Source organism: Clostridium magnum DSM 2767 (assembly GCF_001623875.1).
GTDB lineage: Bacteria > Bacillota > Clostridia > Clostridiales > Clostridiaceae > Clostridium_AM > Clostridium_AM magnum.
Genome location: NZ_LWAE01000002.1, coordinates 594,587 through 617,857, shown reverse-complemented (window position 1 = coordinate 617,857; position 23,271 = coordinate 594,587). Strand labels below are relative to the sequence as shown.

Below are 23,271 nucleotides of genomic sequence, written 5' to 3'. Positions count from 1 at the left end.
AAGTTAATAATTAAATCTAAAACACAAAAGTAAGGAGTTGTTATTTATGGAAACTACAATTATGGCAATAACTATTGATCCTAGAAGTGCTCATGCTCCACAGATTCAGACTATTTTAACAAAACATGGATGTATTATTACAACTAGGCTTGGTCTTCACGAAGTTAGTGAAACTTCTTGTTCTGAAGTTGGGTTGATAATTTTACATATTCATTCCAGTTTAGATGAAGTAAAGGTACTTGAAAAAGAATTGCTTGAGGTTAATGATGTTAAAGTAAAATATATGACTTTGTAATTACGTGAAAGGCTTTTAAGTAAATCTTATAAGCCTTTCAACAATATAGTAATCTTTACTTATAAGGCCATAATTTATATGTACATAATATTCTACACTGCATAGATATCAATCATTTCAATTTTGTTATCTTGAGATTTACTTTCATAAATCTGTTCCTGTTTTTCAAAAGTTTTTGAAGGAAGTTCTACTTTAAATATACTGCCTTTGCCAACGGTGCTTTCAACACTTATTTTACCTCCATGCATTTCTATAATTGACTTTACCAAGTATAGACCAATACCACTTCCCTCTGCATTACGTGAAAGGGACTTGTCAGCCTGCTGAAATCTTTCAAAAATCATATCCAAGTGTTTCCTATCAATCCCTATGCCAGTATCCTCCACAACTATCTTAATAGTATCACCTTTATCTATTAAGTTTACCAATATACTTCCTCCTGGATTTGAAAACTTAATTGCATTAGAGATAAGGTTTAGAATAATCCTTTCAATTTTTTCAGGATCACATGCAATGATTTTCTCTTCTATATTTGTATCAAAAACAATACTTAGTCTCTTTCTCTTAATATATTCTGATACTGATTGTACAATATCTTCAGTAATCTTAACTATATTTTCATTAGATAGATCTAACTTTAAAAATCCAGATTCTATTTTCGATAAATCTACAATATTATTAATAAGCTTTATGAACCTATAACAATTCTGTTTAATAATAGTAATATTTTGAGAAACCTTCTCCTTATTAGCTTCAAATAAATTATTTTTTATATATAACTCCATTAATTGATTGGCGCTGAAAATTACATTCAAAGGAGTTTTTAGTTCATGTGACACATTGGCAAATAGTTCCTCTTGTATCTTAAGAATCTGCTCCATTTCCTTTTTAGCTTTTACTTCTCCAGTAATATCTATTGAAATACCAACTATCTCAACAACTTGATTATTTAATCCAAATAAAGGTTGATGCACTAATTTTAAAAATCTTTCTTTCCCTTCAGTAACAATACTTTTATAAATAGAATTAGGTTTAATCTTTGCCCCTATTGCAATTTGAATTCTCCTTTTGAATTCTGCTTCTTTATCCCTGCTAAGATTAAAAATATTAGCTATACCCTTCCCTATAATAGAGGATGGAGAACTTAATTTAGGGTTAAATTCCTTTAAATATTTATATGTCCTATTATTTATATCTATAATGTTAAATTCCGGATATGTATACCTTGTAAAGCCAACTTCAAGATTTTCTATAACCTGATCGAATAAATCTAGCTGAGTTTTTATTAATAACTTTTCTTGAGATTTTACTCTATCAGTAATATCATGTGCTAGTAACATACCTACAACAAAATCTCCTTTTTCATCATATAAAGCATCGCCACTTGATTCGGTATAAAAGTTACCACTATCAGTTCTTATAGCAATTTGATATTGTGATAACTTTTCACCCCTTAGTATCCTTCTAATAGGTGAATTTCCTCTTGGAATTGCATTCCCTTGGCAATTTATTTTCAATTCTAAAATTTTGTTTTTCCTTAATAATGTAAACATTCTCATCTTCACATTTTAGACTCTTACAAAATACAGTGACCTCTCTTGGTTCATATTCCTTAGTAAATAAATAGCAGCTATATTCCTCTCTACTATCTTCAAGTTTAAACTTGTATCCAATTCTTAATATATCACTTATTTCCATAAGAGACTTTCCTATTAATTCATTTTTAGCATAACCAGTAAGCCTTGTGAACTCATCGTTTACTTCAATAACTACATTGCATTTACTGTGTAAAAGTGGCTTTTGGGTAGGCTTTACCAATGTGTACTTCATAATATAACCCCTCAACGCTAAATTATATAAAAAAGCAACTTATTTCCTTCCCATTTTACAATATTTAGTTAATATGTAAACACTGTCTTAAAATAACAGATTGTATCAATAACTTATGAAGTGGAAACTTGAATCAGATGGTGTTTCAACCCCCACCTGATTCTTAGTTGAACGAATCCAGGGACGTATCCGCTCTAATACACCCTATTTGAGAAGAGGGTGTATTAGAGCGGGTAGTCATCGGATAAAATTCCTAAATATGCTTACAATAAGTAGTGAGATTGTTAATTGTTTATATAAGATTTGAATTAGCTGGAGGTGACTATCATGGATTTAAAAAACATAAAAAAAGTTGAGGATTTAACCATTATGAGTGATGCAAATAGACGTTTAGAGCAAGGCTGGGTACTTATTGGTACATATACCAATAGTTATGACCGTTTTGCTTACCCAGACGAATCTACTTTTCACTATGTGGTAGGTCTTCCTGACGGCACTGCATATGTAGATACTCCTCAAAACACTAACTATATTGATCTGGATACAGATATAAAACTATGATCTCTATGCATAAACCTTCATATTTAGACATACTAAAAAGTCTCTTACTATGTTCTAAGATCTCATAGCAAGAGACTCCTCTTAATCTTAATGAAGTGAAACTTGAATCAGATGGGGTTTGTCTACGAACACGAGATTTTGCTCGTTAAATGCCATTTAGTCATTTAACCTTTACATTACTAAAGCTTAAACCTATGTACCATTTCATTTAATTTTTGAGCAATTTCTGCTTGTCCTTGAGGGGTTAATGCCATTTGTTCTATAGCTTTTGTAGTTTCATTCATGCTCTCTTTTATTGTTTCTGCTTCCTCACTTGATTTTTGTGAGACCAGTGCCATATTTTGAACAGCTTCATTTACCTGTCCAACTGTAGCAGCAATTTCCTCAGACATTTTGCTTACAAAATCCGAATCATTATAATATTGGTTTCCTACTTTTCCGTAATCATCAATTTGCTCATTTACCTGTATATTTATAAATTCTAATATATCGCTACTAGTGTCAATACCTATTTTAAATGTGTTCTGAACTTTAACAATAGTATCTTGAATGCTAATTACTGCTTGTGCTGATTGCTCTGCAAGTGTTCTAACCTCTTCTGCTACCACTGCAAAACCTTTTCCCTGCTCTCCAGCTCTGGCTGCCTCTATTGCAGCATTTAAAGCAAGTAAATTTGTTTGCTCAGCTATACTTCCAATAGTATCCGCCATAACTTTTATACTACCTACTACCTTTCCCTCTTCATTGACCTTTTCCATATTTTTTCGTTTTTAATTATATATTCTCCTAGTCTCATCAATGGCTTTCTGACTATTATTTTTAACTACTGTAGCTCTTTCTTTAGACTGATTTGCATTATTACTTCCTTCCACAGCTTTAGAAGAAAGCTCATTTATACTTGAATCTACTTCTTCAACAGATGCACTTATCTCCTCTGATGCACTGCTTGACTCCTGCATACCAGTAGCAATAGTATTTACTGCTTCATCTATGGTTGCAGCCTTAGATGCTAATTCCTCTATTGTTGCAGAAAGTTCCTCTGAAGAAGCACTTATCTCTTGAGAATCTTCTATAATCACTTTAACTAAATTATTTACATTTTCCTGTGCTTGTATTCAAAGCTATGGATGTTTGTCCAAATTCATCTTTCCTTGTGATAGTAATTGAAGTTGAAAAATCATAGTTAGACAATCTCTGTGCCAAATCTCTTATCTTATTTAGTGGTTCCACTATATTTTTACTTAATATATAACCTATAAAAATTATGATAAAAAATGCTGTGGCTGTATAAATCATAATTAAATTTCTAATGCTGTTAAATTGAGCTATATTGTTTAAGTTAGCCTGCTTTGCTGATTGCTCATTTATAGCAATACATTTATCTAATTTATCAAGCATAGAATCTCTTATTACTGTCATCTCTGAATTATAGACCTTAACAGCAACATCATAATTATTAGCTTTTGCCAGATCAATGACCTTATTTCTTAACTCTCTATACTTTATTAAATCATTCTTAAAATCATCAAAAGTTTTTTGCTCCTCTGATGTTGAAGGTAGACTAACGTACTCTTTTATAAATATGTCATCTTCTTTAGTGTATTCCTCTATAGCTTTTATCTGCTCATCTAGCTTTGACCTATCTCTTTCAAAAGCAATCATAAGTACATTAGACCCAATATTATTTATATTGCCTTTAATTTCTTCTAAATCTCTAATGGATACTAAATTATTGCTGTATATAGCCTTGGATCCCTCATTTATCTTTGCTGAGCTTAATATTCCTTGTACTCCTATTAAGATTATAAAAATGGAAATTAAAGAAAATACTAGGACAAGCTTTTTCTTTACCCCTAAATTTATAAAAAAGTTCATTTTACCCCTTCCTTTCTTTTTCATACAGTATAGTTCTACATTAATTTTAATATTCCTTTATTTTTATATATTTTTCCTTATAAGCATTATCATTCCTTCGACATTTACTGTAGTTTTTAAATGCAGACATTCAGTATGAAAGAGATGGAAAGTTTGTTGACTGTTGATAGTTTTAATGGTACGTTTGGAACCTAAGTTGAAATATAACTTTAATCAAAAGTTTAGACTATCATATTTCTCATCGACTCCTTCCATCTTTCTAACTTGCCAACAGAAAATCCTACAACTTCCACCACATAATCGATACTTTTAAAGGGTTTAAGTATGTAGTCATTTGCTCCAAGTTCTAAAGCTTGTATAGTAGTATTCATAGTAGGTTGCCCTGTAACCATTATCACTTGGGTGAGTGCATCATATGCTTTGATCTCTTTCAACAGATAAATTCCATCGATATTAGGCATTACAATATCTATAATAGCTATATGATACTTTTCCTCTTTAAACTTCTCTAACGCATTTAAGGAGTCACTGTAGGTGTCTACGCTGTATCCCTCTAGAATTAATCTTTTTCCTAAAGAAGTAAGTACTCCTTCTTCATCATCTACTATCAATATTTTGTAACTCTCCTTCATAGATTATCACCTCCTTTTATTTTAAAATGAAATCATTATATAATACTGCCTCGCTTTCATTGCTATACTGCTTTATATCTGCAATAATATTAATCGACTCTATAATATTATATAATCTTTTTCTGTGACTACCACCATTTATTAAATACAGTACAATTCCTTCTTCATTAAACCTTTTATAGACTTCTATTAACTTCTTAAGCTCATCATATTCTAGTATTTTTATTTTACTAATATCAACAGCTACATATTTGAATATATTTCTAGGAATTCTATTTACTAAATCCTCAAATCTTTCAATATTTCTTCCATCGGCATTTAGCTCAACATACTTAAAAATTAACTTATTTTTAAAGACTTGGTATAGTCTTTCTATCATAGATAGATACAGGCTATCGACATTATTTGACAGTTTTATAAAGTTATTTGCATTTGGTAGAATTACATCAGATAGTAATAAACTTAAGAATATGCCAATTTCTTTTATAAATGTATGAATTCTCATATCTATGCCTGTTAAATTTAATACTTTTTTAACTTCTCCGTAAAGATCGGTTATCTCTCGCTTTTCTTCAATATAATTCTGTTTTTGTGTAAAATAATTTTTAAGTCTATAAAAGCAGGTAAGTACACCTATTAATAAATCTACCTCTTCAGAAGACAATCTAAACTCTAACTTTTCTAGATATTCATCCCTTATGTTCACTATACTTATTCTCTTTACATATGGAACGTCGATTTTGTTATATACCATTTCAGCATCTAATTCTGTATTAAATATACATTCATATTTCTCAATTAAGCTACTACTTTCAGAAGACAGCATAAATCTCATAGGAGGGTTAGAATACACAACCTTGCCTATTTCATTCATTGTATTTACTATTATAAATCTAGTAATGCTTTGCATCAGATCTTCAGTGTCCAGCATAATTCTAATAAAATATGAATTTGCACCTTCTTCTAAAGTAATTTTTTCTCCATATATCCTATTACTGTTTTCCTTTTCAAGAGTAACCACTTCCCTATCACCATTTGATGTAATTCTACTTATTATGTTATCCAGCAGTATTTTAATACCCTCTAGTTTTTCAGTTGTGGCCTCATCTATTTCTTCCCCGTAACTTTCTCTATGTAGATTAAATAAAACTATGATTTCATCTACAACCCTAAAGGAAATGTCTAGTATTTCCTTATCAAATTCAAGTTTTCCATCACGTACATAGTTTAAAATATCCTCTAACTTATGGGACAAGGTTGCAATTTCCCTAAAATCTAGAGTAGCGGAACTACCTTTAATTGAATGAATACATCTAAAAAGTCCATTAAGACCTTCGTCAGAATACGATTTTTCAATTTCCACCAAGTGTTCTTCTGCTTTCTCTAAAAGTTCACCTGTTTCTTCAAAAAAAACATCTAGTAAGTTGCTCATTTTTATCACCTACTTCTTATTTAGTAACCGAAAGTTTGACAATAAACTCGGTTTCTTAATTCAGGCTGCTTTTTAATTCTTATCTACCAGCTAATTTTATAATATCTCCCGCGTTTAGAATAATTACCACCTGACCATTTCCAAGTAAAGTTGAACCTGAAATCCCTGGTATAGAGGCCAAATAGTCAACTAAAGGTTTTACTATAAACTCTTGCTCATTTATAAACTTATCTACAATAATTCCCATTTTATCAACACCATTAGAAATTATAACTGTATTTAATTCCTCTAAATCCTCATTAAATCCATCTAAAACAAGAATTTTTCTTAACCAGTCTACTGCCACTACTTCTCCACGAAGGTAAGTAAAATATTTTCCACTAAATTCGTATATATTTTTTGCAGGTATCTTCACAGTTTCAACTACGTTTTCAATTGGCAAAATATACTGTTCTGTTGAACTTTCTATAAGTAATCCTCTAGACACAGCAAGAGTAAGTGGCAGCTGTATTGTTACTTTTGTTCCCTTACCAACTTCACTATCAAGATATACCGCACCATTAATATCCGCTATATTGCTTTTAACAACATCCATACCCACACCTCTGCCTGATATTTCCGTAACTTTTTGAGAAGTGCTGAATCCAGGTAAAAATACTAAATCTAGCAGCTGATTTTTATTCATTTTTTCTGCATCGCTAGCCTCAAGGAGAGCTTTATCTACAGCACTTATTTTGATTTGTTCAGGATCAATTCCCTTACCATCATCCTCAATTTCGATATATACATGCTTATTCTTATTGTAAGCTCTTAAATAGATAGTTCCCTGTTCACTTTTCCCCTTTTCTATTCTACTGCTGCAGCTTTCAATGCCATGATCTGCCGAATTTCTTATAATATGTACCAAAGGATCACTTATTTTTTCTATTATAGTCTTATCAATTTCCGTATTTTCTCCTTCAGTTATTAAGTTTATTTTTTTGTTAGTAGTCTGACATACATCTCTTATTACTCTCGGCATCTTCTGAAATATAGACTTTACTTGTACCATTCTTATGGACATAATAGTGTTCTGCAATTCATTGGATATTCTACTTACTGAGGCTCCCACTTCCTTTATTTCTTTTGAAAGTTTAGGAATACTGTAATCAATGTCTATTTTCTTTGATATATGCATAAAAGCATTTTTTGTTACCATAAGTTCTGCAATCATATTCATCATATTATCAAGCTTTTCCTGACTTACCCTTATACTTTTTCGATCATTATCCTTTCTGATATTGCTCTTTGGGTTTGTACTATTAGTTGTTGAATTTTTATTAGTATTATTATGCTCACCTACAGAAGGCTTTTTAGTAGATCTATAAGTTTCAATGCTCACCAAATCAGCTGTCATATCTATACCGTATATTTCATCCACTTTACCTTTACTATATATATCACTGATATTATCTCCATTGTCTTCAAAATAGTTTTCCTGCAGTACTTCTATATCTTGCTCTTTTCTTTCTATAATTTCTTGTAACCTTTTAATTAGATCCTTTGAATCCTCATCATCCTTTAAGCTTACTTCAAATTTATCCTTATTATCTATAAGAAGAACTTCTTTTAATTTTTCTTGTATATCATAAATGAAACTACCTAATAAATCTATTCCTTTTATTAGGTCATCCATGAGACTAGTACTCATCTCCACCATCTTACTCTTAAGATTTTCTAACACCTGTTCAATAGCATAAGTTAGCTTTCTAATAATTATAACACCCAAGAAAGAAGCTCCTCCTTTTATAATATGAATCCTTCTTAATATATCATTTAATAAGTCTATATTATTTAAATCTATTTCTAATTTAAGAAGTTCCTTTTCCAGTATACCTAAACACTCTTCAGCGTCATTAATATATAAATCCAATATCTTTAAATCTTCATTCTCAAATACATAAACCATATTTTTCACGCCCTTTTCATAGAAGCTTATTCCCTGTAAATACCAATCTCCTTGAAAATATCAATCCTACTCTTAATACTTTGAATGTACTATAATACCACCTATCTTTTCTGCTCTAAAGGCAGAAGATACTCTGCCTATTGATTCAGAATGCCCAAGAAATATAAAGCCTCCTCTGTTTAAGCTGTTATAAAAACTATTCACAACTATTTCTCTGGACTTATTACTAAAATAAATAAGAGCATTTCTACAAAATATAAAATCATAGTTATCCATACTTTTCATCTTTTTAAGATCAAATAAATTTATTCTTTTAAATTCGACCATCCTACTAATCTTTGAGTTTATCTTATATTTGCCATCTCTTATATTAAAATACCTAGAAAGATATTCTAGAGGCACTTCTCTTATAGACCTTTCCTCATAACTCCCGATCTTAGCTGTTTCTAAAACTTCTGTATTTATATCTGAAGCAGTAATTTCTATATTCCATTTTTGAGGACATTCAAGCATTTCTGATAGTATAATAGCTAGTGTATAAGGCTCTTCTCCACTGGAGCAGGCTGCACTCCACAGCCTTAAGTTGTAATCCCCTTCTTCCTGTTTTTTCTTAACTACCAAAGGCAGAATGTCCTCTGCAAAATTCTGAAGTTGAGGAAACTCTCTAAAGAAATAAGTTTCGTTTATCGTTAAGTCATTGATTAACTTATAAAATTCTGTTTGATCTTCAGAAAACTTTATCAACCCATAGTACTCTTTAAAATCCTTTATACCTAAACTCGCCATACGATCTTCTATTCTCTTTACCACAAAATATTTCTTATTTAGTTCATAACATAGACCAGTTTTATTGAAAACATATCCTACGTATTTTTTATATAGGTCATCAGTTAGCATTATTTCATCACTCCACAATCTATCTAATCGCACTTCCCAACGTTACACAACCTTTAAAATGCTATATTTTTATTTCATTACCTTTTTATAGCTTTTATTATTTCTTCAGGAATCCTATAAGAAGGTACTACTATTTCCGCTCCACCTCTTTCAATAGCCTCTCTTGGCATCCCAAATACTACTGAAGTAGCTTCATCCTGTGCGATAGTTATACCTCCAGCCTTCCGTATCCTAACCATGGAGTTGGCTCCATCATCTCCCATACCTGTCATAAGTACTCCGATAGTGTTTTTTCCTCCAAAACATTCAAGTACTGAGTCCATAGTAACATCAACAGAAGGCATAAAGAGAGTGCTGGGAGACTTTGTAAGCCTTATCATATATTCGCCCTTATATTTACTCTGTCTTACCAGCAATTGAAACCCTCCAGGTGCAAGAAAGCCTCTTCTATTTGCAATAACATCTCCAGCCTGTGCTTCCTTGAAACTAAAAGGACTTGCAGCATCTATTCTCTTTACAAAGGTACTGGTAAAACTAGGAGGCATATGCTGAATGACTATAATAGCTGCATTTAGGTCCTCAGGGATATCGGGTAGTATTTCCATAAGAGTTTTAGGTCCACCTGTAGAGATACCTATTACTACCACCTTTGATACATTAGTTGATACCCTTGCTGAAGTAGTTTTTTTACCTATGAGAAAAACCTTGTTTTTCTTATTTTCAACAGCTTTTTTTTTCATTCTATTTTTTCTAGAATATTTATAGGCAGCTGTTATCTTTTCTATTATTTCTCTCCCAATAACATGTAGGTTAATAGATACAGTACCAGAAGGTTTTGCTATATAGTCAAATGCACCTAGTTCTAAAGCTTCTAGAGTTATCAATTTTCCCTCTTCAGTAAGAGAACTTAGTATAATCACTTGTATTTCTGGGAATTCATCCAGAATATACTGCATTGAAGTCAGACCGTCCATTATTGGCATATTAATGTCCATAGTAATTACATCTGGTTTAAGTTGTCGGACCTTTTCTATAGCATCAGCTCCATCCCTAGCTGTTCCGATAACCTCTATGGATCTTTCAGTCTGTAATATTTCTCTTATTAATCTTCTCATTAAAGCTGAATCATCAACTATTAAAACCTTAATTTTTTTCAACAATACTAATCACCCTTTTTACAATGAAAAATATAAAAAAAGTTAATATGACTAACGTTGTCCTTACATTGTCCATTCTACCAATTTCACCTTTATTCTAATACCTTCAATGAAATTGAATCACTTTATTTAAATTTAAAATTACAATCATTCTATTCCCATCGCTTAGCTTACCTATCCCCTCTATATACTTTTTATCAATATCATCACATAGTATATCCGGAGGAAGTTCAATTAGTTTTTTCCCAAATCTTAAAACCTCTGTTACTGAGTCAACTATTATTCCTGTTTTTTTATTTTGTAAGTCAACAATAATTATTCTATTGGAGTCTGTTATTTCTTTCTCTGGTAAGTTAAACAACTTTCTAAGATCCATTACTGGTATTATATTTCCTCTTAAGTTTACTATTCCATCTATAAAATATGGCGCTCTTGGAACCTTAGTTATTTTTGTCATTCTGTTTATTTCTTGAACATAATTTATCTTCACAGCGAATTCCTCATTTGCAAGCTTGAAGGTTACAACCTGCTCATCATCCATTAATTGCTTTTCTATACTCTTTGTTTCCTGTTCATAACTATTTTTTCGTAATTTCTCTACATCAAGCAGTTTGTCACTTTCCACCAGTTTTACTGGATCTAATAACAAAATTAATCTCTTTCCATCCTCTAACTTAGCAATGCCCTTTAGTTGATCTCCTTGATCTTTTGAAAACATGTTTGGTGGAGACTGTATTACATCTCTAGATATCCGAAGAACTTCAGATACCTTATCTACCATCAGACCACAGGTGAATTCTCCAATATCAACTACAAGTATTCTAGTGCGGTCTGTTACTTGTACATCTTCCATACAAAAATATTTTCTTAAATCTAAAATTGGCAGTATGCTATCCCTTAAGGATACTACTCCCTCTATGTATTCTCCCAAATTAGGCACCTTGACAATTTCAGACACTCTTATAATTTCCTTCACCTGCATTATATCTAATCCATATTCTTCTTTATCTATGATAAAGGAAACCAATTGCTCCTCCTTTATCTTCTCTATTTCAGAAGATGAATTTTTATTTTTTAATGTAGCTTCATTCTCAAATAAGTTAAAACCCTCTATTTCTTCTATATCTAGAACCTTCATCAAATCAAGAAGCATAATCAATCTCTTACCATTATTGAGCTTTACTATTCCGCTTAAATAATCCATATTTGCATTTTTCATTATACTAGGTGTTTCTTCAATTTCTGTTGTACTAATTCTCATTACTTCCGAAACCTTGTCCACGATGACTCCTGTTGTCTTTCCATTTATATCAACTACAAGTATCCTACTGTCCTTCTCTCTCTCTTTATCTATTTTTCTCACATTAAGTCTAGCTGTGGCATCAATAACAGGAAGCACACTGCCTCTTAAATTACATACTCCTTCTACATAATGTGGTGAATTAGGCACCTTTGTTATCTCAGATACTCTGACTATTGCCTTTACATTCATTATATCAGCACCAAATTCATCATTTCCGATATGAAAAGTAACTAATTGTCTCTCTGCTAGGTCTGAAGTAATTTCCAGATAAGTCATTATTATTAGCCCCTTTCACTACATATTTTGTAATTCATCTGCAATTCCAGATACTTCTTCTATAGCTTCTGCAAGCTGCTGCATTCCAACTGACTGTTCTGCAGCCACATTACTAGCTTCCTCAGTAGCACTCGCTGACTCTTGCGCTGCAGCTGCAATCTGTTCTACTCCTTTTCTTGCCTGTTCTAGGGCAATCATGTATTCTTCTGATTTTTTTAATATTTCTCCAACTCCATTTAAGATTTCCAGCATACTATCCTGAACTAAATTTAGGTTATCCGTAATTTTTTTAGCTTTTTCTACTTCTGAAAAGGATTTTCTACTAGAACCTTCTATATCTGTGGCTACTGCTAGTATTTGCCCTTGTATTGCTCTTACTAAATCTTTTATTTTATCTGTATTTTCAGCAGATTCATTTGCTAGCGTTCTTATATCCCCTGCTACTACGGAAAATCCTCTTCCAAACTCACCTGCTCTAGCTGCTTCTATGGAACCATTAACAGCTAACATGTTTGTTTGAATAGTAACATTTACTATTGCATCTACAATCTTATCTATCTTTCTTGTGGTTTCCTCTAACTGCTTAATATTTTTTGCTGAGATGATGCTTGCTTGTGCTGAGGAAGATATTCCCATTACCATCTCATCTACGCCTGCCTTATTGCTGTCAATCAAACTTTGAAGCTCAGTAACTTTTTCACTGGATTGGCTAGACATTTCATTTATTTGAACTGCTGCTGCTGCTAAACGCTCTGAAACAGAGGATGCCTTATCTGTAAGTTGACCTTGTATTTCAGCTCCTTCAGCTACCTGCTGTATGGCCTCCATTATTTGAGTAGAAACTGAATTTGCCTCCTCCACATTTGCAGAAAGCTCCTCTGCAGATGCTGCAAGTATTTCCGAGTATTTTTGTGTATCCGTTGACATCCTTAGATCCTCAGACATTTGAGAAATCTCAGAGGCTGCAAAATTCAATTCCTCAAAGGCTCTGTTTTGTTCTTCTATTGATTTATCCACTTCCTCTGCTGCACCAGATTGCTGCTGTGCCGCTGCAGCAATCTGCTCAGCCATTGAAAGGAACTCTGCTGCACCAGTGGTAGATTCTACTGAACTTTGAGAAATTTCACTTACTCTCTGTTGAACTATAAGCATATCCTCTTCAATCTTTATCAAGTTTTCAGTAATTTTCTTTGATTTTTCAACTTCTTCATTACCTGCGTTTCCTGCTTTTTCTATATCACTTACTACTACTTTTACGTTTTTTTGTATTTCATTCACTAATTCTCTAATATTCTGAGCAGATTTTTCTGATATTTCTGCGAGATTTCTAACTTCATCGGCTACTACTGCAAAGCCTCTACCATGCTCTCCAGCCCTTGCTGCTTCTATAGCAGCATTCAAAGCTAATAGATTAGTTTGGTCTGCTATCCTTACCACTGCTTGAACAATGTCTCCAATCTCACTAGACTGCCTTTCTAGTTCTGTTATTAGCTTAACGGACTCCAGATTCGTATCAGAAGCTTCTTTTATTGTGCCTACCATTAGCTCTACATCCACAGAAGTAGCTCTAATAAGTGTCTGCGCCTCATTTACCTTTTTAAAGAATTCTTTTGTTATCTTTTCCGCAGTAACTGCAGCCTTGTCTATTTGATTAATAGCAGTCCTTGATTGTTCCGCTGCTGAAGATGCCTGCTCAGCACCTACAGCTATTTGAGCCATAGTAGCACCAAGTTCTTTTGAAGCTGATCCAGCTTGTTCAATTCCTGCCGCTAGCTGTTCAGTAGCAGTAGCTATTCTCTCAATTATTTGCTGCTTTTTAGCCAAAGTTCTAGCCTTTATCTTTTCTTGAGCCTGCTTTCTAGCTAATTCTCTTTTCTTGTTAAGTTCCTCAGTGCCATGCTTTAAACCAAGTTTAGAATCCTGCTTCTCTAATTTGAGCCTATTTAAGTGAGATGTAGATGGCTTTGCAAGTTTTCTATCCATTGAATAACCCTCCTAAGTATTCATTTGTTATCATAATGTTTTAAGTTAAAAATTAAGTTTATGTAATAATATAATTATTAATTATTATTACTTTTAATAATTATATTATTAAAAACTTCTTTTTTCAATATATTTTTATAGATTTCAGCATTTTTTGTCTTATAAAGAAATTTTAGAACAGATGTAAATATTGTATTTGTCTAGTAAATTAAAATTAAATATTTGCAAAAAAAAGATTACTTCCCTTGTAAAACTACACTTGAAAGTAATCTCAATACATTATCTATATTTAATTTTTTATTTAAATTCTAGTTTCTTCACTAAATTAGTAATTTACATAGTGATATAATTCAGCTTTTTTATTATTGCCATAGATTAATTCATATTCCGCAGAACACATGCTAACTTTTTCAATTCCTCATGGAGTTTTTCATACACTTGAAGTGCATTATTTAATTCAGAAGAAATTGATAACTTCTCTAACTCACATATTAAATTATAGGAATTTCTTGCTCTAATTAATTGAAGAGTTCCTTTTAGCTTGTGACAGTGTTTCTTGAGCAATAAGGCATCTTTGCTTTTTACAGCTAATTCAATATTTTTCTGCTGAGTAGGATATTCTTCAAGGAAGCATTGGGCAAGTTCTTTAATATGTTCTCTATCTCCACCAACTGCCTTTAAAAGTTGCGTAAAATCTACAATTGATAAGTCTTTTTCCTCATAATTTTCCAATTCCTTCAAACCTTTTTCTACATTATCTTTCACTTTTTATCCCTCTTTATATTATTGTAATCTATGTCCAAACTTTTAAAATACTCTATTGCTTCTACCTCACTTTCGAATATTTTAATAATTTTATTTATCCTTGTTACTTCCAGAAGATTTCTGATATCTTCAGATAAGCTGCTTATAACTAACTCTCCCTTAGAGTGGATGAGTTCTTTATAAAATCTTAAGATTTCACCCAGCATAGTACTATTGATAAATTCGATGTTTTTTAAGCTTAAAATTACGATTTTATTTTTTTCTTCTAAAGTTTCTTTTATAAGTGCTTCAAAAACCTCATTACTATCTAAATAGAATTCCTTATCCAAGTATATTATTTTTACATTACAAACCTCTTCTATTTTCCACATATGAATTTTCTTTCCTCTCCTTTTACCATGGTATTTACTTATGCCATCTGATTAAATTTAAGTTGATATAGGTAGTTTTAGTATGTTATATTAATTTTAATAATAACACTGCTATCCTCAATCATCAATATGCTAAAGTTTCCGATAGTACTGAAGGTACAATTTCCATAAAGGAGTATTTATATGAAAAAAGGTGAAAAGTTAAGACTATTGAGAGAAAATAAGAAACTTACTAGAGAAGCCTTAGGCAATGAAATTAATTATTCCCCTCAAATGATATATAAAATAGAGGTTGGAGAGAAAGAGCCTTCACTGAAATTTTTAAACACTGTAATAAAATATTTCGAAGTACCTGTCTCTTTTTTTATTGATGAGGTATTCGATGAATTATTTAATGATATCAGATCAAAAGATTTGGAAGACATTATTATTAATAAGGCTGATTTAGAGTATAGAGGAAAGATATTGAGTAGAGAAGAAAGAGAATTTATCTTAGACTCCATAAATAAATCCCTTGAACTATATTATAAGCATATAAATATCAATAAATAACTGTTATTCATATGCTTATAATTCAGATAAATATGCATGCATATGCAATATTGCCCTTATGGTTAAATTTTAAGTCATCGCAATAGTATTTGACAATTTTAAGCCCTCGCCCTCTATACTCATAACTTTCTTCAAAGTTATAGTTATAGTTTTCCCAACTAAAACCCTGACCTTCATCCTCTACTCTTAGAGTAATTTTATTACTTAAAAAGGCAATATTAATATGAACGTATTTGTTATTGCTATTTTCATTACCATGTTCCACTGCATTAGCAATTAATTCGTATAAACAAGTTGCAAACTTGTTAGAAATACTCTTATTTCTGTACTTAGAAATCGCCTCTTTATGGCAAGTCTTTATTATACTTCCTATAGACTTAATATCAAATATTCCTTTTATGTTTGCTTGATATTCTAGTAGTTCTATATTTATGTTATTATTGGGTACATTTATCATATAAGTACAGCCTCTCAATTATATTACTTGTTTAAAACAACTAATATTTCTTTTCTTTTATTCCTTAAAGTTCCATTCTATATTGAAATTTCAGCTAATATGTATGATATATCGTCTGTTATTTGTCCCTCATGCTCTACCATACTTATAAAATCTTCTAGTGAACCCTTAGATAGTCCCTTCTCGAGGATGTACTGTTTAAACTTCTCCATGCCATAAATATGCTGTTCATATTTCCACTCATACATACCATCAGTATGGAGCAACAACTTATCTCCGGGTTGTAAATAAAACTCTTGTGCTGTATACTCTTCGTCTGTTAACCCCTCTGTAATCAAGCATTTTCCATGACTAAGATATGTAAGATTATCATTTCTAAGTAATAACGGCATACAATGCCCAGCGTTAGAATATTTCATTTTTAAAGTATTTAGATCAATGCTGCAGATAACTACTGTAAGAAACTTATTTTCAAACAGGCTTTCTTGTGTTACAAGTTCTTTAAGTCGGTTTAATATTTCTTCCGGTTCTAGCAACTTGTCAACAGTTATACAATGCTTAAGATTTGCTTTTATATAAGCAGACATCATCGCTGCCGCCACTCCATGTCCACAAACATCAACTATAAAGAAATTTATTTTATCCTTTAGCTGGTATATATCATATAAATCTCCCCCTACTTTTCTTGCAGGAAGATACTTTACTGCAATATTCATATTCTTTACTTTAGGTATACGCCTAGGAAGTAGCTTTTGTTGAAAGCTTATTGCCTCCTCCATATTCTTTTCTAGCTCTTTTTGTAATTCATATTTTTCCGTAACTACTTGAAGATTCTTTAACAATTTTCTATCTATTTCATATCTGTATAAGGCCATTTCCACCACAGTCTGAAGTTCTCTCATTTCAAAAGGCTTAATTATATATCCAAAGGGTTCTGTTATCTTTGACCTCTCCAAGGTTTCAATATCTGAATCAGAAGTTAGGTATATAATAGGACTGTCTGATTCTGATTTGATAACTCTTGCAGTATCTATGCCATCAATATCACCCCCTAACATAATATCCATCAATATTAAGTTGGGACAGAACTCTTTTGACTTTACAATTGCTTCTTCTCCAGTTGTTGCGGTTTCATAATCCCTATATCCGATTTTTTTTAAGCTAATCTGTATATATTTAGATACTACAAGATCGTCTTCTACTATCAGTATTTTTACCTTTTTCATTTTATTTCCTCTCTTTTAATAAACTCTATATGAATACCCTAGCATAACACTTGTAGTAACTTACAAACTTTCACTTTATATATTGAACATTCATATCTTGCTGTTCTTTTTGCATAAATATACAAATTTGTTACCATCATATTGCTCCTATTTGTCTCATGACTCTTTCCATCTCTAGTATATCTATTGGCTTACTAATATACGCTTCTAATCTAGTAGCAAGAGAGCTTTTAATGTACTCTACATTAGCAAGGGCCGTTGCAACAATTATTTTTGAACGTTTTGAGCTATCTATATGTCTTACACTTTCTATATCTCTAATAGCTTTTAGTGCTTTGATACCATCAACCTTCGGCATCATAACATCTAAACATATTAAATCATAGGGTTCATTAGAGTCTAGTGCCATAATAAATGCTTCCACAGCTTCAATACCATCAATTGTAATATCACATTCACCGTAGCCTGAAAGAAACTTTTGCATAAATGTTCTGCTAGCTAAATCATCCTCTGCTATTAATATTCTCATATTTTTTCTCCCCATCCTATTCTTATTGTTTGACTAATGAATGAAATTTTGTTTTAAGTTCCTTCATATTCTTAATTATTTCATCATAATCTTTTCGTCTTCCTGCCAATTGTATCTTAAAAGCCAATTTTTTTATTTGATTCATCTCTAATTTGTTGCTAAGTTCCTTTAAATTATTTGAATTTTTCTCAATAGCATCTAAATCTTTCTCTCTGATATTTTTTTCTAGCTCTCTGAAAACTTCTATTATATTGTAGTTGTTTTTTTCAGTAATTTCTGCAGGGTTAGAATCATCAAAGCGATTAATCCCTATATATTTAAGTATTTTATTCTCAATGCTTTTCGATGAAAATTTATTAAGTACCTTATAAAAGTTTTCTATATCTATAGGCTTAGATATATAATCATCCATTCCATACCTTAAAAACTTTTCTCTATCACCTTTCAATGCATGAGCAGTTATAGCAATAACAGGTACATGATTTTTACTTAATTCCTCTTTTTCACGGATAAACTTGGTTGCTGTAATTCCATTCATTAAAGGCATCTCTATATCCATAAAGATAATATCATATTGATTTTGTTGTAGCAATTCTAATGCTTCTTTGCCATTATTAGCAATGGTTATACCGTGTCCTACACTTTTTAAAATCTCACTTATAACCAATTGATTAACAGTATCGTCCTCTACCAATAATACCCTTAAACTAGTACTATCAATCTTAACAAATGTCTCTTTAGCTTCCTTATCATAAACCTTCTCTTCTGATACTTTAAGCTTACTAGTGAATCGAAATACACTTCCTGCACCTTTAGTGCTTTCTACAAATATACTTCCACCCATCTTCTCTACTAACTGCTTTGATATGGCTAACCCTAACCCTGTTCCACTAAATTTTCTTGTATATGAACCATCTACCTGACTAAAGCTTTGAAATAGATATTTTTTTTCAGTTTCTAATATGCCTATTCCCGTATCACTAACAGAAACTTGAATCTCTATCGAATCATTTATTCTTTTTATTAATTCTATCTCCAACTTTACAGTACCTTTATCCGTAAACTTGATGGCATTACTTAAAAGGTTATCAATAACTTGTTTTAACCTAATAGAATCTCCAAACAAAAACTTAGGTACTTCATTAGAAATCATTAACTTAAGATTGATTTTTTTACTATTAGCTGCTATTATGTGTGGTTTTATTATATAATTTATTGATTCATGAAAATCAAAATGTACATTTTCGATACTTAACTTTCCAGCCTCTACTTTAGAAAAATCAAGAATATCATTTATAACTTTTAGAAGAGATTTGCCTGACAACTTAGCAGTATTTAGATTTTCTTTATCTTCCTTGCTTAAGTTAGAACGTAGGGTTAAATCTATCAACCCAAGCATACCATTTAATGGTGTCCTTATCTCATGACTCATATTAGCCAAAAAACTACTTTTAGCCTTGTTTGCTTCTTCTGCTTCTTGTTTAGCTTTTATCAATTCTTCTTCAAATTTTTTTCTGTGGTTTATATCCGTTAGCATTAGTACAAAGTAATATTTTTCTGGACTATATATTGTTCTACAATACCATCCTTTAAAGATCTCCGAATAAAAGTCTTCATTATATATGACCTTTCCATTTAGAGCAACATCTGTAACTAAGGTTATCATTTCTTCATGTAAATGTGAGTAACGGGAGCAAATTTCTGAAAATTTCTTTCTTTCCATTTCACTTTTGGTAAGTCCAAGAGTTTTGGCAAAGAAATCATTTATCTCAACATATTCAAAATCTATAGGTTTTCCTTTTTTGTCAAGTATAATTTTATTGTAGGAAACTGCACTATGCATATTCATAAATAGGGAACGGTATTTTTCTTCACTTGACTGTAGTTTAACCTGAGCCATTCTATTCTCCGTTACATCAGAAACAATTGCAGCTATATACCCTTTCTGGGACTCGAAAGCAGATATAGTTAGCCATTTTGAATTTTTCTCACAATAAACTTCATCAATATACATTTTTTCATTTTTTTTGTTACCAGTATAGTAGGCTTGTAATTCTGAAATAACCTTTTCAAATATAAGTGGAAATAATTCCGAACAGCTTTTACCAATTACATCTACACTTTTTACATTAAATAAATTTTCGAAGCTATTGTTGACTTCAACAAACTGAATATCAACAGGCCTGTTATTTTCAAAGATAATTTTATTATGGGCAAAAGCATCTACCATATTGTAAAAAAGTGATTTATACTTTGTCTCACTGTTTATTAAACTTTCCTCGAAAGATTTCCTATCGCTGATATCTTCTACTATCACTAGAATATTTTCTTCCTCAGAATCAATTATCGGTACATACCTAATGTTATACCATCTCTTTACTAAAGCATCATTAACTTTGATTAAATTAGACCACTGGAAATCCAACCTATTCTCTTTTGAAGTTAAAAAATTATTTAACCTTTTTCTTAATTCACATAAGTTGCAATTGTCTGAACATTCAGTACATCTAGTACATTTAGAGCAAATACAACAATCCAATACTTGCCCAACAGTTTTTCCTAATACCTCTTCTAAGGTACGTCCCATCATATTTAAAAAAGTTTTGTTTGCTCTCTTAACAAGAGCATCTTTATTAATATTTATCATACCTAATAGGGAATTTTCAAATATAATCTTCAAGTTATTTCTTTCTACTGTAAAATTTCTTTTATCTAGCCTCAATCCTTTATTTCTTTTGGTCATTGCTACTTTGAATTCTCGTTCAAGAATGGCTTCTAAAAGTTCTAAGTTACTCTCCTTAACACAGTTACTACACCCTTGTTTTATTAGTTTTACTATATTTTCTTCCTGTGATTTATCTAAAATGACTATAATAGGCATATCAATAAAAGAGTTTTTAATAGTTGATATGACCTGAAATGCTGTAAATTCACCGCAGCTATAGTAACTAATTACAATATCCCAATGATTGTGCTTAAGTTCATAAACTATGTTATCAATAGAGTTTGCTATTTTATATTCAAGTTCGCAATTTTGTATGCGTAACTTATCTAATAGATTATATTCATTTAAATTATCCTGAACTAGTAATATTCTTAATTCTTGCATCTTTACCAACCCTCATCACTTACTACTATTAAAAAACCTTACTTTAGACTATTAAAAAATGCCTTATACTACTAGAGCTTGTTAATAGATCTTTCAATATATAATAACTTTAATAATTGAAAAAACATATATTATATTGAAATCTACAAATTTAACATAATGTGTTCAAAAATATGCGGCAGTGAAACCTGCGTATCCGCAAATCCGGCTTCAAAAACCACTCTCGGCATACCATACACAATGCAGGATTCTTCAGCTTCTACTATAACATCCCCATTATTCTCTTTCACATTTTTGCATCCGATCAATCCATCATTACCCATACCAGTTAAAATCACTGTTAATAATTTTTCTTTAAATATAGGAGCAGCAGAATTTAATGTAACATTAATGGAAGGTTTATATAGAGTTTCTATTGGAGAATAATCCTTTACCTTAAAGAAAATTTTATTTTCTCTATTTCTTTCTAAAAATGTCTGAAATCCCGCTGGTGCTATATATATATTACCAGCTTCTAAAACATCATTATTCTCAATTTCTTTAACATGTAAATTACATATGGTATCAAATCTCTCTGCCAAAGCTTTTGTAAAACCTGGAGGCATATGCTGTATTACAAGGATTGGCACAGTTAAATTCTTTGAAAATCTTGGCAGCAGAGATTGTAGTGCTGAAGGTCCGCCTGTTGAGCAACCTATTATAAGCAGATCCCTTTTGTAATCTATAGAAGATTCTTCGATGTTTTTAGCTTCTAAATTCTCTACTTTTGTATCAGTTTCATTATTTTGTACTTTGCTGCTAGTGGCAATTACCTTTAATCTATTTACAAATTCATTAACAACTTCCTCCTTCACTTCATCTCCAACCAAGGAACTCTTTAGGAAAAAATCTACTGCTCCTTCTTCTAAAGCTTCTAGAGCTATTTGAGTACCTTCTTCTGTATAATTGCTAAGCATAACCACTGGTACAGGGGAATTTTTCATTATCTCCTTTAATGCATCGATACCATCCATCTCTGGCATTTCTAAATCCATGGTCACTATATCTGGCTTCAACCTTTGTACTTTCTCAATAGCATCTATGCCATTTCTAGCAATACCTATTATGAAAAATTGAGGATCCTTTTCTATAATAAGACTAATACATCTTCTCATAAAGGAGGAATCATCAACGACTAAAACACCATACTGCTTCATACTTGATTTTCTCCCTTCTTATAATAAAAAATAGATGGGGTATAAATAGTTTCGAATCCAGGATTTATACTTGTAATAGTCTCTGCATGCCCTAAGAAGAGGTATCCTGGGATATTTAAGATATCATTAAATGTCTTAACTACTTTTTTAATTGCTTCAATATCAAAATATATCAACACATTTCTGCTGAGAATTATGTCTACCTTACCAATTTCACTCCCTACATTTTTATTAAACATATTTAAATGTTTAAACTTTACTATTTTTCTTACCTCATCCTTAACCCTATAGTATTCCCCTTCTTCTTCAAAATACTTTTCAGTCATTCCCTCAGGCATTTTTCTAAAGGACAAGGACTTTTTATAATATAAGGCCTTTTCTGCTTTTCTCAATACCTTTTTATTTATATCTGATGCAATTATCTCCACTGAGCCTTGGCTAAATAGACTAGTTTCATTTATAAGCATTCCTAATGTATAAGGCTCTTCTCCACTTGAGCATGCAGCACACCAAATTCTTAAGGGTCTCTCCTTAATACGCTCTTTAAATTTAGGAAAAATCACAGTTTGTAATTCATTTAGCAGATTTTCTTCTCTAAAAAAGTACGTCTCGTTAACTGTAATCAATTCTATTAGTATATCTCTTTCCTTCTCCTCCACTTTTACATAACCACAATATTCCCACAAGCTTAAGCCTAATTCCTTAAGCCTATTTGCTATTTTAGATTCAAGTGAAGGAAGGTTTTTTAAATAATCAATACCACAAAACTCATATATATATTCTGCTAATTGCTGTAAATTTATATTATTCATATTACAAATTCAACCTCCACTAATTAAAAATATATACTGGAGAGAAATATCTCCCCAGTATAGCA

Annotated in this window: 20 protein-coding genes and 1 pseudogene; 3 read left to right on the top strand and 18 right to left on the bottom strand. The window is 31.3% G+C overall.

Annotated features, from left to right (window positions below; genetic code table 11):
• The first annotated feature begins 46 nt into the window (after positions 1-46).
• A complete protein-coding gene (locus CLMAG_RS10335; protein ID WP_066621761.1) occupies positions 47-295 on the top strand; it encodes a CPF_0552 family protein in 249 nt (82 codons plus the stop codon).
• Between the two features lie 92 nt (positions 296-387).
• Here the strand turns inward: CLMAG_RS10335 and CLMAG_RS10330 are convergent, their stop codons facing one another.
• Both CLMAG_RS10330 and CLMAG_RS33640 read right to left on the bottom strand, forming a co-directional pair.
• Positions 388-1,812, bottom strand: coding sequence for a sensor histidine kinase (locus CLMAG_RS10330; RefSeq protein ID WP_242872999.1), 1,425 nt, complete (start codon positions 1,810-1,812; stop codon positions 388-390).
• On the bottom strand, positions 1,760-2,125 hold the full coding sequence (locus tag CLMAG_RS33640; protein WP_242872998.1) for a PAS domain-containing protein: 366 nt from the start codon (positions 2,123-2,125) through the stop codon (positions 1,760-1,762). The genes CLMAG_RS10330 and CLMAG_RS33640 overlap by 53 nt, the downstream gene beginning before the upstream one ends.
• A 327-nt stretch (positions 2,126-2,452) precedes the next feature.
• Here CLMAG_RS33640 and CLMAG_RS10325 point away from each other — a divergent pair, with 327 nt between their 5' ends.
• Positions 2,453-2,686: a hypothetical protein gene (locus CLMAG_RS10325; protein ID WP_066621759.1), complete on the top strand. Its 234-nt coding sequence runs from the start codon at positions 2,453-2,455 to the stop codon at positions 2,684-2,686.
• 179 nt (positions 2,687-2,865) lie between these two features.
• Here CLMAG_RS10325 and CLMAG_RS34685 read toward each other — a convergent pair.
• The 10 genes and pseudogenes from CLMAG_RS34685 to CLMAG_RS10275 all read right to left on the bottom strand — a co-directional run bounded on the left by CLMAG_RS34685 (position 2,866) and on the right by CLMAG_RS10275 (position 15,325).
• Positions 2,866-4,561, bottom strand: a pseudogene (locus CLMAG_RS34685) (methyl-accepting chemotaxis protein).
• Between the two features lie 221 nt (positions 4,562-4,782).
• A complete protein-coding gene (locus CLMAG_RS10315) occupies positions 4,783-5,193 on the bottom strand; it encodes a response regulator (RefSeq protein WP_066621757.1) in 411 nt (136 codons plus the stop codon).
• Between the two features lie 16 nt (positions 5,194-5,209).
• Positions 5,210-6,625 (bottom strand): Hpt domain-containing protein, encoded by a 1,416-nt coding sequence (locus tag CLMAG_RS10310; RefSeq protein ID WP_066621755.1) that lies wholly within the window; start codon positions 6,623-6,625, stop codon positions 5,210-5,212.
• A gap of 79 nt (positions 6,626-6,704) precedes the next feature.
• Positions 6,705-8,573 (bottom strand): chemotaxis protein CheA, encoded by a 1,869-nt coding sequence (locus CLMAG_RS10305; RefSeq protein ID WP_066621753.1) that lies wholly within the window; start codon positions 8,571-8,573, stop codon positions 6,705-6,707.
• 72 nt (positions 8,574-8,645) lie between these two features.
• The gene (locus CLMAG_RS10300) at positions 8,646-9,470 is read right to left on the bottom strand and encodes a CheR family methyltransferase (RefSeq protein WP_066621751.1); all 825 of its coding nucleotides are present in this window, start codon (positions 9,468-9,470) and stop codon (positions 8,646-8,648) included.
• A 77-nt stretch (positions 9,471-9,547) separates the two neighbouring features.
• On the bottom strand, positions 9,548-10,630 hold the full coding sequence (locus CLMAG_RS10295; protein WP_066621749.1) for a protein-glutamate methylesterase/protein-glutamine glutaminase: 1,083 nt from the start codon (positions 10,628-10,630) through the stop codon (positions 9,548-9,550).
• 103 nt (positions 10,631-10,733) lie between these two features.
• Complete coding sequence (locus CLMAG_RS10290) at positions 10,734-12,206, bottom strand: chemotaxis protein CheW (protein WP_066621747.1); 1,473 nt, start codon at positions 12,204-12,206, stop codon at positions 10,734-10,736.
• 18 nt (positions 12,207-12,224) lie between these two features.
• Complete coding sequence (locus CLMAG_RS35180) at positions 12,225-14,189, bottom strand: methyl-accepting chemotaxis protein (RefSeq protein ID WP_066621746.1); 1,965 nt, start codon at positions 14,187-14,189, stop codon at positions 12,225-12,227.
• Positions 14,190-14,564: 375 nt separating this feature from the next.
• Positions 14,565-14,954, bottom strand: coding sequence for an Hpt domain-containing protein (locus tag CLMAG_RS10280; RefSeq protein ID WP_066621745.1), 390 nt, complete (start codon positions 14,952-14,954; stop codon positions 14,565-14,567).
• On the bottom strand, positions 14,951-15,325 hold the full coding sequence (locus CLMAG_RS10275) for an STAS domain-containing protein (protein WP_066621744.1): 375 nt from the start codon (positions 15,323-15,325) through the stop codon (positions 14,951-14,953). Before CLMAG_RS10275 ends, CLMAG_RS10280 begins: the two co-directional genes overlap by 4 nt.
• Positions 15,326-15,508: 183 nt before the next feature.
• On the opposite strand from CLMAG_RS10275, the gene CLMAG_RS10270 reads away from it, so the two are divergent.
• On the top strand, positions 15,509-15,877 hold the full coding sequence (locus CLMAG_RS10270) for a helix-turn-helix domain-containing protein (protein WP_066621742.1): 369 nt from the start codon (positions 15,509-15,511) through the stop codon (positions 15,875-15,877).
• 22 nt (positions 15,878-15,899) lie between these two features.
• Here the strand turns inward: CLMAG_RS10270 and CLMAG_RS10265 are convergent, their stop codons facing one another.
• From CLMAG_RS10265 to CLMAG_RS10240, 6 genes are all read right to left on the bottom strand, one after another.
• Complete coding sequence (locus CLMAG_RS10265; protein ID WP_066621740.1) at positions 15,900-16,334, bottom strand: ATP-binding protein; 435 nt, start codon at positions 16,332-16,334, stop codon at positions 15,900-15,902.
• Positions 16,335-16,411: 77 nt separating this feature from the next.
• Positions 16,412-17,560, bottom strand: coding sequence for a PP2C family protein-serine/threonine phosphatase (locus CLMAG_RS32360; RefSeq protein WP_066621738.1), 1,149 nt, complete (start codon positions 17,558-17,560; stop codon positions 16,412-16,414).
• 136 nt (positions 17,561-17,696) lie between these two features.
• A complete protein-coding gene (locus tag CLMAG_RS10255) occupies positions 17,697-18,089 on the bottom strand; it encodes a response regulator (RefSeq protein WP_066621737.1) in 393 nt (130 codons plus the stop codon).
• 22 nt (positions 18,090-18,111) lie between these two features.
• The gene (locus CLMAG_RS30715) at positions 18,112-21,198 is read right to left on the bottom strand and encodes a response regulator (RefSeq protein ID WP_082831876.1); all 3,087 of its coding nucleotides are present in this window, start codon (positions 21,196-21,198) and stop codon (positions 18,112-18,114) included.
• 143 nt (positions 21,199-21,341) lie between these two features.
• Positions 21,342-22,394 carry a protein-glutamate methylesterase/protein-glutamine glutaminase gene (locus CLMAG_RS10245; protein WP_066621736.1) on the bottom strand — a complete coding sequence of 351 codons (1,053 nt, stop codon included), beginning with the start codon at positions 22,392-22,394 and terminating at the stop codon, positions 21,342-21,344.
• Positions 22,391-23,206, bottom strand: a complete 816-nt coding sequence (locus tag CLMAG_RS10240) for a CheR family methyltransferase (RefSeq protein ID WP_066621735.1) — start codon at positions 23,204-23,206, stop codon at positions 22,391-22,393. The genes CLMAG_RS10245 and CLMAG_RS10240 overlap by 4 nt, the downstream gene beginning before the upstream one ends.
• Between the last annotated feature and the right edge of the window lie 65 nt (positions 23,207-23,271).